This window comes from Novacetimonas maltaceti (assembly GCF_002906255.1).
Taxonomy (GTDB): domain Bacteria; phylum Pseudomonadota; class Alphaproteobacteria; order Acetobacterales; family Acetobacteraceae; genus Novacetimonas; species Novacetimonas maltaceti.
In genome coordinates, this window is the sequence record NZ_POTC01000020.1 from 16,254 (window position 1) to 28,864 (window position 12,611).

Here is a 12,611-nt window from a genome sequence, read left to right on the forward strand (position 1 = left end):
AGTCTTCTTGGCGCATGTCGCGCCCGGCCGGTAGCATGGCATGAATGGCTGAGCATCCGGCAGCCGTTGTGGGGCCGGGTCGTGTCAGTCCGTCTGTTCTGGATCGGGTTTTTTACCAATGAGCAACCAGCCGTATCGTACCGCCCTCGTCACTGGCGCATCCTCTGGCATCGGGGCGGCAATCGTCCGTCGCCTCGCGGCGGAAGGGATCGAGGTGCATGCCGTGGCGCGTGATGCGGCGCGGCTGGAAACGCTGGCGAAGGAAACCGGGTGCATCCCCCATGCGGTCAGTGTCTCCGACCAGGCCGGGATCGAGGCGCTGGTCAAGGGGCTGGAAATCGACATCCTGGTCAACAATGCGGGGCAGTCGCGCACCGGGAACATCACCAGCACCACGCCGGAGGATATCGACGCGCTGGTGGATGTGAACCTGCGCGCGGTGCTGCAACTGACGCGGCTGGTGGTGGCGGGCATGATCGCGCGTGATCGCGGGCATATCGTCAACATCACCTCGATCGCCGGGCATTATGCCTTTGCTGGTGGGAACACGGTCTATCATGCCACCAAGGCCGGCGTGCATTCGCTGTCGCAGCAGCTGCGCTGTGACCTGTTCGGCCGCCACATCCGCGTGACCGAAGTCTCCCCCGCGCGGGTCGAGACCGAGGTCTTCGGCCGCCTGATCGGCAATATGGAAGAGGCGAAGAAGCGTTTCTTTGATGAATATGATTCGCTGCTGCCCGAAGATATCGCCAATTCCGTGGCCTTTGCCGTCATGGCGCCGCAGCGCATGAATGTCAGCTTCATGGAAGTGCTGCCGACCATGCAGGTGGTAGGCGGCCTGAACTTCGCCAAGAAGACATCCGGCGCGGCGTAAGCGCGGTGGATCTTTCCCATGTCAGGCGGCTGATCGAGCTTCTGGCCCATGCCCCGGTGACGGAGCTTGAGGTGGAGGAAGGCGGCTGCCGCATCCGCATCACCCGTGGGGATGGGCGGATGCAGGCCGCGGCGCCGCCTGCCGCCATCGTGGATGCGCCCGCCGCGTCCGGGGCGGATGCCCCGGCTGCATCCCCGGTCGCGCCGCATGTGGCGGATCGTGTCATTACGGCCCCGTCTTATGGGGTGTTCCACCTTTCACCTTCCCCCGGCGCCGCGCCTTATGTCGCGGTGGGGGACGCGGTGCAGGCTGGACAGGAAGTGGGACTGGTCGAGGCCATGAAGGTATTCAATGCCGTCCGCGCGACACAGGCGGGCGAAATCGCCGCCGTCCTTGTGGATGACGGCGCCGAAGTGGAGGCAGGCACCCCCCTGTTCCGCCTGGCATGAGTGGGCATGGACGTTTCAGCAGGGTGCTGATCGCCAATCGGGGCGAGATCGCCCTGCGCATCCAGCGCGCCTGCCGCCAGCTTGGGCTGGAGACGGTGGCCGTGCATTCCGAAGCCGACGCGGACAGCCGCCATGTGCACGAGGCGGATGTCAGCCTGTGCATCGGCCCTGCGGCGGCGGCGCGCAGCTACCTCGATCCTGACGGGCTGCTGCTGGCGGCGCGACTGACCGGGGCGCAGGCCATCCATCCCGGCTATGGCTTCCTGTCGGAGAATGCGGATTTCGCCGATGCGGTGGAGGCCGCGGGCCTGACCTTCATCGGCCCGACGGGCGCGTCCATCCGCATGATGGGCGACAAGATCACCGCCAAGCGCGCAATGCGCGAGGCCGGGGTCCCCTGCGTTCCCGGATCGGACGGCCCGCTGCCCGCTGACATGGACGCGGTGAAGGCCATTGCGCTGGAGGTGGGCTTTCCCGTGATCGTCAAGGCGTCGGGCGGCGGGGGCGGGCGCGGCATGCGGGTGGTCGAGCGCGAGGCCGACCTGGCGCAGGCGGTCATGCTGACGGCCAAGGAGGCGCAGCAGGCCTTTGGCAACCCGACCCTGTATCTTGAACGCTTCATGCAGAAGCCGCGCCATATCGAAATCCAGGTCCTGTGTGATACGCATGGCACGGCGCTGTGGCTGGGCGCGCGCGACTGTTCACTGCAGCGCCGTCACCAGAAGGTGCTGGAGGAGGCGTCCGCCCCCGGTATCGCGCCGGAGATGATCGCCCGGATTGGCGAACGCTGTGCCGAAGCCTGCCGGCGCATCGGCTATCGTGGCGCGGGCACGTTCGAATTCCTGTATGAGGACGGGGTTTTCGCCTTTATCGAGATGAATACCCGCGTGCAGGTCGAACATCCCGTTACCGAGGACACGACCGGCATTGACATCGTGGCGCAGCAGTTGCGCATCGCACAGGGCGAGACGCTGGATATCGCGCAGTCCGACATCGCATTGCAGGGACATGCCATCGAATGTCGCCTCAATGCGGAGGACCCGTTCACCTTCATGCCCTCGCCGGGCACCATCACGCGCTGGGACCTGCCCGGCGGCCCGGGGATCCGTGTCGATACGCATGTGGTCGCGGGCTATACGGTGCAGCCCTATTATGACTCCCTGATCGGCAAGATCATCAGCCATGGCGCAACCCGGGCGCAGGCCATCGCGCGCATGCGCGTCGCGCTGGCGGAAATGAAGGTGGAAGGCGTTGCCACCAATATCGCCCTGCATCAGGACCTGCTCGCGGACCCGGCCTTTGAACGCGGAGGGGTGGATATCCATTACCTTGAACGCTGGCTTGCACACAGGACGGCCCCATGAACAACCGCCCCGAACAGTTGGTGCCCCATTTCGACCGGCTGCCTGAACCCGAACAGATCGTGCAGATGGCGACATGGCTGGCTCAGGCGGGATTGCAAAGCCTGGAACTGGTGAATGAGGCCGCCGGGTTGCGGCTGCGCCTTTGCGTGGGGCAGGCCGACAGCGGCACGGCACCTGCGGCCCCTTCGGGCGCGGTTGCGTCGTCCGCCGCCGGGGCGCAGGCCGTGACGGTCACGACGGCGTATTTCGGACGCCTGTGCCTGGCCCATCCGTCGCGTGACGTTCCCCTTGCCCCGGTGGGGACAAAGGTGGCGCAGGGAGAGGTCGTCGCGCTTCTGGCGCTTGAAAGCCTGCTGCTCCCCGTTGTCGCGCCGGTGGCGGGGACGGTGACGGAAGTCATCGGACAGTCTGGCGCGCTGGTGGGGTATGGCGCGGCGGTCATGCGTATTCGCCCCGACTGACGGCAGCCAATCGGGGGCGTGCCGCCTGCGCGGCCCCGGCTTTTATCCCGCAGAGTGCGGACAATGTGCGGATGTGTTCAGGCCGCAGGCGCGGTCTGGTGCCTGTCCCGTGACATTCTTCCTGATGTGGAGGCACCGAAATGACCGATATGCCCCTTCCGGCACATGATGCTGGTTCCCATGTGCCTGCGGGCCTGTTGTCAGATGGCGTGCGACAGGCGGAAGGATCGCCCGGCAGCCGTGTCGAGCGCGACCTGCTGGGCGAGGTCACACTCCCGCCCGGTGCCCTGTGGGGGGTGCATACATGGCGCGCGGTCGAGAACTTTCCCATCAGTGGCACGACGGTCGGCGCGTTCGGGGAACTGGTGCAGGGACTGGTCAGGGTCAAGCAGGCGGCGGCAGGGGCCAACCTTGCGCTGGGCCACCTGGACGCGCTGCGTGCCGGGGCCATTGATGCCGCATGCCGGCGGATACTGGAAAATCCGGCCTATCACCGGCAGTTTGTCGTGGATGCCATGCAGGGCGGTGCGGGCACGTCCACGAACATGAATGCCAACGAGGTGATTGCCAACGTCGCCCTTGGGGTGCTGGGGGAAAGGCCGGGGACATATTCGGTGCTGCATCCCAATGACCATGTCAACATGGCGCAGTCCACCAACGATGTCTATCCAACCGCACTGCGGCTGGGGTTGCTGCTGGCGGTGGACCCGCTTGTTGCGGCGCTGGAGGGGCTGCATGCGGCGCTCGATGAAAAGGCGCGGGCGTTCGGGACGGTCCTGAAGGTCGGCCGCACGCAGTTGCGCGATGCCGTGCCCATGACGGTGGGGCAGGAATTTGCGGCCTTTTGCACGGCTGTCGCCGCGGAAATCAGAAACATAAGGGAACAGGCCACCGCCTTTGAGCAGGTCAATCTGGGGGGGACGGCCATCGGGACGGGGCTGAATACCGATCCGCGTTATGTCCCCATTGTGATGGCGCAACTGCGCGCCCTGACGGGACGGCCCATGACCAGTGCGCCAGACCTGATCGAGGCGACATCGGATGTGGGGGCCTTTGTCGGGTTTTCCGGCGTGCTCAAGCGCCTGGCGCTGAAACTCTCCAAGATGTCGAGCGACCTGCGCCTGCTGTCGAGTGGCCCAAGGACCGGGCTGGGTGAAATCGTGCTGCCTGCGGTGCAGGCCGGGTCTTCCATCATGCCGGGCAAGGTCAATCCGGTCATCCCGGAGGCCGTCAACCAGGTGGCCTATCTGGTTGCCGGGCATGACCTGACCATTACCATGTGTGCGGATGGGGGGCAGTTGCAGCTCAACCCGTTCGAGCCGATGATAGGCTACTGCCTGTTCACGTCCATCAGGATATTGCGCGCGGCGGTCGAAACCCTGACCACGCGGTGCATCAACGGCATTTCGGTGGACCGGGCGCGCTGCCAGTACCTTTCCGGGGTCAATATCGGTGTCATCACGGCGCTGGTGCCGGTGCTGGGATATGACATCTGTTCGGCCATCGCCAAACGTGCGCTGTCGGAAAACCGCAAGGTGACGGACCTGATTGTCGAGGAAGGGCTGCTCGATGCCCGGCAGCTTGACGCCCTGCTCGCCCCCGATGCGCTGACCCGCCCCAATGTCGGACGTGCGCCGGCCTGATCCATCAGCCGAAAGGCTGGGTTCCGGGCCAGCTTTGCGCGGCCGCCATCGCCTGGGCCAGTTCGATCAGCAGTTCGCGCACCGCGACAGAGGCTTCCGTTTCCGGAATGATTTCAGGAACACACAGCGAGACATCTTCCTGTATGACCGGATTGCGCAGCGGATAGATGCGCGACCTGCCCGGCACGACAATCCGGCTGGCGACGGACCATGGCAGGATGGTGCTGCCGATGCCTTCTTCTATTGCGCCCTGCAGGGTGATCAGGGCCTCGATTTCAGCGACAATGCACGGTTCAAGCTGCCTGCGCATGAAGGCCATGTCCACGCTCTTGCGGACAAAATTGTGCTTGGGCGGCAGCAGCAGGGGAATGTCGGCAATATCAGCCAGTTGCACGGCGCCCGTTTCATCCTGCGGGAACGCCAGCCCGTCGGGGGCGAGCAGGAAGAACTCCTCCTTCATCATGGGCGTGAAAATGACGCCCTTGATCGGCCCCGCGCCGTGGATGACCGCCATGTCCAGCCGCCCGGTCATGATCAGTTCGCTGTAGATGTCATCAAAGCTTTCGGTCAGGTGCAGCGTGATGTCGGGCAGGTGTTCACGCACGCGCTGCAGCAGCTTGACCGAAAGGGTGGAGCCCGCGCTGTAGGGGGACAGGCCGACCGACACCTTGCCAACGAGGGGACCGGCGCCACGGCTGATTTCAACCATGGCCCGGTCGAACTGCTTGGTCAGGGTCTGGGCATGCCGGTAGAGTTCCCGCCCGGCCGTGGTGGGCGTCACGCCGCTCTTGCTGCGGATGACGAGTTTCTGGCGGAAGGCATTTTCAAGTGTCGCCAACTGCTGGCTCAATGCGGGCTGGGCGATGTTGAGCAGGTCAGCCGCACGGGAAATGCTGCCAAGATCGATGATTTTAACAAAAGCCTGCAGTCGTCGTATATCCAACTGGAACTCCATAAGTGTTATGGGCGTGTGGCTTTATTGTATTGATAATAAGGATATTTCTGGAATTGTCAATCTGTTGCTGGTGTCGGTGCGCTCCGGTCCGGGCACTGGCGCGTCCGGTCCTGCGCGCCTGCATTGCGTTGCATCGTGCGGGGCCGCGACAGGCAGCGGGATGCTTGTTGTGGCAGCAAAAATGGGGAGCTTCCAAAACATGTATTATTTTCAACAGTATAATTCATTCTGGATGAATAAGAATCCGCCCTGTTGTGCAACATATCAATAATCCATATGACGCCAAATCATAACGGATGCGCATCATAAACCTGCACATGTTCGTTGCGAAACGTCGGGTCGAGTTGCAGGGGAATTCAGATGGCACGCCTATCAAAGCGGAAGTTATATCTGGTGGCTGGGGTTGCGTTCGGTACGTTCGTGCCGGCTATGGGAGACGCCGCGACGGCAACTGTCTCATCCCCTGGAAAACATTACAAGGTCGATACGCACAAGAAGGCATCCACGCCTCCCCATGTCGTGCCCACGTCGGTGCGTGCCTCCACGCAGCCGGAAGTGATCCATGTCGGGGGACATGCGACCAATTCCGTCTTCTCCCCCGCCACGGCACAGCACAGCACGACGCAGGTGACGGTCGTAACCGGCGCCGAACTGCTCAAGACCGGCCAGACCAACGTCCTGTCCGCCCTGGCGCAGGCCAATCCCGCGATCACCACGGCCGCCCTGCCGGGGGGCGGCGCGAGTTCGTTTGTCCAGACCATGCAGCTGCGCGGGCAGTCACCTGATGATACGCTGATCCTGGTCAATGGCCATCGCCGCCATATCGGCGCCAACTTCAATTCGAACGCGGGCACCAACTGGGGGAGCGAGCCGGCCGACATCTCGCTCATTCCCATCACGGCGATCGACCATATCGAAGTCATCACCGAAGGGGCTTCGGCGCTGTATGGCCAGGACGCCATCGCGGGCGCGGTCAATATCGTGCTCAAGCGCGATACGCATGGGGGCACCGTCAATTTCAAGAACAGCGGCTATTACGCGGGTGACGGGCAGGGGCTGGACGGGTCGGCCAACTATGCCATGGCGCTGGGGAACAGGGGCGGCTACCTCGACCTCGCGGCGCAGGTCACCCACCAACTGCCGACGACCCGTGGCGGTGATTTCTATGGCACCATGTTCGCCGATCCCACCCGCAACGCCACAGCGGACCGTGACGTGCAGCGTGGGCTCGGCCTGCCCAAGAGCACGCTTGAGACCCTGAGCGAAAACATGTCCATTCCCGTGGCGCACGGGTTCAGTTTCTACAGCACATCCACCTTCTCCCACCGTCGCGCCAACGTGCCGGAAACATTCCGTGCCAATTCGGGTTCGGATATCTGGCTCAACCCGACGCTTTATCCCAATGGTGACCAGCCCTACATCACCATGGACCAGTACGATTTCGAAACGGATAACGGAATCCGCGCCCGTAAATTCGGTTTCGCGTGGGACGCCTATGTCACCTATGGGCGTGACCAGCAGAAATATGGCACCAAGGATTCCGAAAACGCCACGATGTCGGGTGGCGAATATGTCTATGACCCGACGCAGACATCCTTCTATGACGGGCAGTCGATCTCCTCGGAACTGACGGCGGGACTGAAGGCGTCACGTTCGTTCCATACCGGCCTGCTGCCCCGGGACATCAACCTGAAATTCGGCGCGGAATACCGTCACGACACGTTCCAGATGACCGAAGGCGAGACCGCGTCATGGGGCGGGCAGGGGGCGACCGACCATCCGGGCAACGTGCCCATGGCGGTCACGAACCAGAACCGTGACGTGTATGAAGGTTTCATCAACCTTGATTTCTATCTGACGAAGAAATGGGAATGGACGCTGGGCGGTCGCGTCGACAGCTACAATAACCTTGCCACTGTCGCGACCGGGTCCGTGGGCACGCGTTACAATTTCAACAAGCGCTGGGCGCTGCGGGCAAATATCAATTCCGGCTATCGCCCGCCGACGCTGGGCGAGATGTCCTATTTCTACTCCGCCCCCTATCCCGGCTATACCGTGGACCAGGTGCCGGCCAACAGCGCGATTGCAAAATACCTTGGTGCAGGCAACATGAAAGGGGAGTATTCGCGCAGCTATACGATCGGGCTGGATGCGACGCCGGTGGATAATTTCCATATTACCGGCAACCTGTATTACATTGCGATCAATGACCGTCTGGGCAGCACGCAGTCCTATACGGTCAACCAGAATGACACCGTGCTGAAGGATCTCCTCTCGGCCGCCAACATTTCGAGCGCGACATCGCTTTCATATTACGCAAACCTTTACAACACCCAGACATTTGGTGGGGACCTCAGCGCCGACTACACCCTGCATACGAACAGGTTTGGCAAATTCCGCTTTGCCATGGGCATCAACTTCTCCGATAACGAGATCCGTTCCGCCCGCAACAATCTGGTGAATGAATATACCAAGGAAATGGTGCTGCATTCCGCGCCGAAAAACCGTGAACAGATCAGCGTGAACTGGCAATACAAGAAGTGGTCGGTATTCCTTCAGGAAATGCGTTACGGTTCGATCACCTACATGGCCGCGCCCACGGGTGCTGGTGCCGTGCCGTTTGAACAGAACCCGGCATTCATCACCAACCTCGAAGTTGATTACAAACCCATACCGCGCTGGACGATCGGGGTGGGTGCCAATAACCTTGGCAATAAATACCCGACCCGTATTTCAAGTGCGATTGCCAATTCGCAGCAGGGTCTTGCGAAATATGCGTCCTATTCCCCCTATGGGTTCAATGGCGGACTGTATTACGTCAAGACATCGCTCGATTTCTGAGGCATGACGGACACGGATGGTTTCCCCTGATATTTTGGGAACCGGATTACCCTGCATGATGATTTCAGATAATAAATGATAATTAAAAAGGATTTTGGATGTCGCCTTTTCACGGGGCGGCATCCTTTTTTTTGAAGTTTCCCTCGGGGCCTCATGCGCCCTCGGCAGGACAGGGTGCGTCCTGTTTCCCATGGGCGACTGTCCGGATGCTGATTGCCCTTTGGCGGGGAACCAAATCCACATGGTCGCTGTTTCTTCCGGCAGGTGAGGAAGGACATGTTTCCTCCTGCCTGTTGGTCGCGGGGTGTCCCGCAAGAGAGGGCAGCGCAGCCATGACATTTTCCCTTGAAGCCCTGTCGGCCTGCCGCGCGGATCTGGAGGAGGAGGCGAGCGCCAATGATCCGCAGGCCGCGTTCCCGGTCGAAGGGATGGCCCGCCTGCGAAAGCTGGGTGTCCTGTCGGCCGCGTTGCCTGAAACACTGGGGGGACAGGGCTTTGGCACCGGGCGTCAGGGTGGCATCGGGTTGCTGCATCTGCTGCGGTTGGTGGGGCAGGGGAGCATGGCGCTTGGCCGTCTCGTGGAGGGGCATATCAACGCCATTCGCCTGATCGCGTGCTATGGCACGGCGGCGCAGTTGGCCCGTGCCGCAACGGATGTGCATGACGGGGCCCTGTTTGGTGTCTGGGTCACGGATGGCGTCGTGCCGTTGCGCATGGAATTCCTTGATGGGGGCATCATGCTGCAGGGGGAGAAGGCCTATGCCTCTGGCGCACACCATGTCACCCGTGCCCTTGCAACCGCGCGCACGCGGGGCGGCATGACGCATATGCTGCTGGTCGCGCTGGAGGGCGCGTGCACCGTATCATCCATATCCGGTGGCCTTGCGGGCATGCGTGGGGCAGGGACGGGGCGGTGTGATTTCGGCACGCTGGGCCTGCCGCCAGATGCGATGATCGGGCAGGCGGGGGATTACCTGCGCCAGCCGGAATTCTGCGCGGGCGCATGGCGTGGCATGGCCGTGGCGCTGGGCGGGATCGAACGGTTGACCACCCTGTTGCGCCAGCAGTTGTCCGAACGTGACCGGGCGGGCAGCCCGGCCCAGCAGGCGCGCATCGGCATGGCGCTGATTGCCACGGAAAGCGCGTATCTGTGGACGCGGAAAGCCGCGCTGATTGCCGCCATTCAGGACCGGCACGACGCGGGCGAGGTCGCGGCCACCGTCAATCTGGCGCGCATCGCGGTGGAACGGGCCGGGCTGGATGTAATCGAACTGGTCCAGCGTGGCCTTGGGCTGTCGGCATTTACCCGGACGAATGTGGTCGAACGCCTGACCCGTGACCTTGCGACCTACCTGCGCCAGCCTGCGCCGGATGAAACCCTGTGCGAGGCTGCGTCATGGTTCACCCATCGCGACCTGCCCCGGCTGGAGGACATGTCGTGAAGGCCGCTGTCCTGCATGGGATATTGCGCAGCCTGCCCGTGGCCCCGCTATCGGCGATCGTGCCGGGCACGGCCCTGATCCTCGCCCCGCATGCCGATGATGAGAGCCTTGGCTGTGGCGGACTGATTGCCGCGTGCTGTGCGGCGGGCCGTCCGCCGGTCGTGGTGATCCTCAGTGATGGCGTGGGCTCCCATCCCCGTTCCCCTACATGGCCCGCACCGCGCCTGCGGGCACAACGGCGGCACGAGGCGCTGCGGGCCGTGTCCAGCCTTGGCCTTGCGGCGGGACGGCTGTTTTTCCTCGACCTGCCCGATACGGCGGTGCCGCATGCAGGGCCGGTGTTTGAGCAGGGCGTGCGACAGATTGCGCAGATATGCAGGGATCATGGGTGTGGCGTGGTGCTGGCCCCGTGGCGGGGCGATCCGCATTGCGACCATGAAGCGGCATGGAAGATGGCCGTCGCGGTGCAGGGGCGCTGCGGGGGCGGGCTGCTGGCCTATCCTGTGTGGGGCTGGCTGCTGGCGGCAGGGGTGGACGTGGACCATGAACGGCCCGTGGGGATGCGTCTGGACATCGCGCCCTATCGCGCGGCCAAGGCGCGTGCCATCAGCATGCACGAAAGCCAGTATGGCGACCTGATTACCGATGATCCCACCGGTTTTCGCCTGCCGGGGACATTGCTGGAGGCGCTGGTGACGGATTTCGAGGTCTTTGTCAGGCCATGACGGGGGCAAGCTGGTCCCGCGGCGTGTTCGAGCGGATATACGCACATCACCCCGACCCGTGGGGGTTCGGGACACGGGCGTACGAACGTGACAAATACCGCCAGACACTGGCCCTGCTGGAGGGGCGGCATTTCCATCATGCGCTGGAACTGGGCTGTTCCATCGGGGTGATGACGGTGCGCCTTGCGCGGCAGTGTGCGCATGTCCTTGCGGTGGACGTGGCGGAAACAGCCATCAGGCGCGCCCGGCGTCGCTGCGCCGGATTGCCGGGGGTGTCGTTTTACAGGGGGCAACTGCCCGAAGCGTTTCCTGCCCTGCCGCCACATGCGTGTGATCTGATCGTGATTTCGGAACTGCTGTATTTTCTTGCCGCGCGGGATATCGCCCGCCTTGCGATGCAATGCCTGCACGTGCGGCGGCCGGGTGCGCCGATCATCCTGGTCAACTGGACCGGGCCGACCGACACGCCCTGCCATGGTGACGAAGCGGCAGCCCATTTCATGCAGCAGTGCGCCTCCGAAGATGTGCGGGTGGTGCATGCCCGGCGTTATCCCGGCTATCGTCTGGATATGCTCAATGACAGGACATCGGTGCGGCCGCCTGAACCGTTACACGCAGGTGGCGGATCGTGATACATGCAGATGGCGCAGGATCTGTTCGGCCTGTCGTGCGTGCATGTCCAGTTCGGCGCGTCTGACGGGCCTGCGTTGCAGTGGGGGGCTGGCGGTTTCCAACTGGCTCCACGCCATGCCGAAGAACCGCGCGTGCATCATTTCGAGGACGCGGGACAGCGGCAGGTCCAGTCGCCGGGCCAGGGACCGGGCAGTTTCATGATGCTGCCTGCCCGATTGGGGAAGGGCGCGGACCCGGCGCAGGCTGGCGCGAGCCTGCGCCCGAAGCAGGCATGTCCCGGCGGCCTCAAGGCTATCGTCCAGCATCTCGTCCTGCCGGATCACGCGACGGGCCATCGTGTCGGCCATGCCGCCGCGTGCCCGCCCGACGGTGCGGCCAGAGACGCGGACCGTGACGTCCGGCGCATGGCGGATGGCCGCATCCATCCGCCGTAGCGCCGCAAGGAAGCCGCGGTCCTCGCCCAGTGGCAGGGGCGGGATGCCGCCTGCCTGCCGCCATGCCCCGACACGCACGGCGATGCTGGCGCCGGAATGTTCGGTATGACGTGGCCAGGGATCATGCGGATCGGGGTCGATCAGGTCATGGATACGGTCCAGCAGCGTGGCATAGGCCATCTCCGCACGGTCGTCGGCATGCAGGCTGTCGGGGATCAGCAGGGCATCCGCCGGGTCGATCAGGGCGCGTCCGCATACCGCATCGGCCCCGGCATCAAGCGCGGCAAGGTTGCGCGCCAGCCAGTCCGGCGCGACCATGCTGTCGGCATCGGTGGTCATCAGGATACCGTCAGGCCCCGCCACCGTTGCGGCCTCTTCCATGGCTTCGCACCGTGCGGTGCCCGCATGGGCGATCGGCAATGGATAGGTCCGTTCGATCAGGGAAAGGGAAAATGGCAGGTACGCGGCAACGTCCCGCACCCTGTCGGCCGTGGCGTCGGTGCAGTTGTTGAGCAGCAGGACGGCATGGGTCAGGCAGGCACCCTGCTGCGTGGCGAGGGCATGCAGGCAGTGGCCGATGCGCTCCGCCTCATTACGCACGGGAATGGCGGCGACAAGGGAACGGGCAGGCGACATGGAACACCCGTTGAAAGGGGATCGGTCAACGCCGGGCCTGCCGCCATGGTTTCATGATGCAAAGGACAAGAAGAAATATCGCAAAAATCATCCAAAGGTTTTTGGTGAAGCTTTTTTCAAAAAGCTTCAGGGAACGCTGCCTTCCTGAAAACAG

General features: G+C 63.3%; 12 protein-coding genes. 10 read left to right on the forward strand and 2 right to left on the reverse strand.

Features of this window, described 5'->3' with window-relative positions:
- The first annotated feature begins 118 nt into the window (after positions 1–118).
- From KMAL_RS08690 to KMAL_RS08710, 5 genes are all read left to right on the forward strand, one after another.
- Complete coding sequence (locus tag KMAL_RS08690; RefSeq protein WP_110095319.1) at positions 119–874, forward strand: SDR family oxidoreductase; 756 nt, start codon at positions 119–121, stop codon at positions 872–874.
- Positions 875–879: 5 nt separating this feature from the next.
- Positions 880–1,323 carry an acetyl-CoA carboxylase biotin carboxyl carrier protein gene (locus KMAL_RS08695; protein ID WP_110095320.1) on the forward strand — a complete coding sequence of 148 codons (444 nt, stop codon included), beginning with the start codon at positions 880–882 and terminating at the stop codon, positions 1,321–1,323.
- The gene (gene accC / locus KMAL_RS08700) at positions 1,320–2,687 is read left to right on the forward strand and encodes an acetyl-CoA carboxylase biotin carboxylase subunit (RefSeq protein WP_110095321.1); all 1,368 of its coding nucleotides are present in this window, start codon (positions 1,320–1,322) and stop codon (positions 2,685–2,687) included. The genes KMAL_RS08695 and accC overlap by 4 nt, the downstream gene beginning before the upstream one ends.
- Complete coding sequence (locus tag KMAL_RS08705) at positions 2,684–3,148, forward strand: biotin/lipoyl-containing protein (RefSeq protein ID WP_110095322.1); 465 nt, start codon at positions 2,684–2,686, stop codon at positions 3,146–3,148. Before accC ends, KMAL_RS08705 begins: the two co-directional genes overlap by 4 nt.
- Before the next feature lie 140 nt (positions 3,149–3,288).
- A complete protein-coding gene (locus KMAL_RS08710; RefSeq protein WP_110095323.1) occupies positions 3,289–4,791 on the forward strand; it encodes an aspartate ammonia-lyase in 1,503 nt (500 codons plus the stop codon).
- Positions 4,792–4,795: 4 nt separating this feature from the next.
- Here the strand turns inward: KMAL_RS08710 and KMAL_RS08715 are convergent, their stop codons facing one another.
- Entirely contained in the window at positions 4,796–5,734 is a 939-nt protein-coding gene (locus KMAL_RS08715) for a LysR substrate-binding domain-containing protein (RefSeq protein ID WP_167400138.1), read from the reverse strand.
- 372 nt (positions 5,735–6,106) lie between these two features.
- On the opposite strand from KMAL_RS08715, the gene KMAL_RS08720 reads away from it, so the two are divergent.
- The 4 genes from KMAL_RS08720 (at position 6,107) to KMAL_RS08735 (ending at position 11,386) form a co-directional block, all read left to right on the forward strand.
- The gene (locus tag KMAL_RS08720) at positions 6,107–8,587 is read left to right on the forward strand and encodes a TonB-dependent receptor plug domain-containing protein (RefSeq protein WP_180999778.1); all 2,481 of its coding nucleotides are present in this window, start codon (positions 6,107–6,109) and stop codon (positions 8,585–8,587) included.
- Between the two features lie 332 nt (positions 8,588–8,919).
- A complete protein-coding gene (locus KMAL_RS08725; protein ID WP_110095325.1) occupies positions 8,920–10,029 on the forward strand; it encodes an acyl-CoA dehydrogenase family protein in 1,110 nt (369 codons plus the stop codon).
- Positions 10,026–10,754, forward strand: coding sequence for a PIG-L deacetylase family protein (locus KMAL_RS08730; protein WP_110095326.1), 729 nt, complete (start codon positions 10,026–10,028; stop codon positions 10,752–10,754). Before KMAL_RS08725 ends, KMAL_RS08730 begins: the two co-directional genes overlap by 4 nt.
- On the forward strand, positions 10,751–11,386 hold the full coding sequence (locus KMAL_RS08735; RefSeq protein ID WP_110095327.1) for a class I SAM-dependent methyltransferase: 636 nt from the start codon (positions 10,751–10,753) through the stop codon (positions 11,384–11,386). The genes KMAL_RS08730 and KMAL_RS08735 overlap by 4 nt, the downstream gene beginning before the upstream one ends.
- Here the strand turns inward: KMAL_RS08735 and KMAL_RS08740 are convergent.
- Entirely contained in the window at positions 11,363–12,457 is a 1,095-nt protein-coding gene (locus tag KMAL_RS08740; protein ID WP_110095328.1) for a glycosyltransferase, read from the reverse strand. The two genes, KMAL_RS08735 and KMAL_RS08740, sit on opposite strands and share 24 nt — an antisense overlap.
- Here KMAL_RS08740 and KMAL_RS17240 point away from each other — a divergent pair.
- On the forward strand, positions 12,456–12,605 hold the full coding sequence (locus tag KMAL_RS17240) for a hypothetical protein (protein ID WP_167400139.1): 150 nt from the start codon (positions 12,456–12,458) through the stop codon (positions 12,603–12,605). The two genes, KMAL_RS08740 and KMAL_RS17240, sit on opposite strands and share 2 nt — an antisense overlap.
- Positions 12,606–12,611 lie beyond the last annotated feature (6 nt).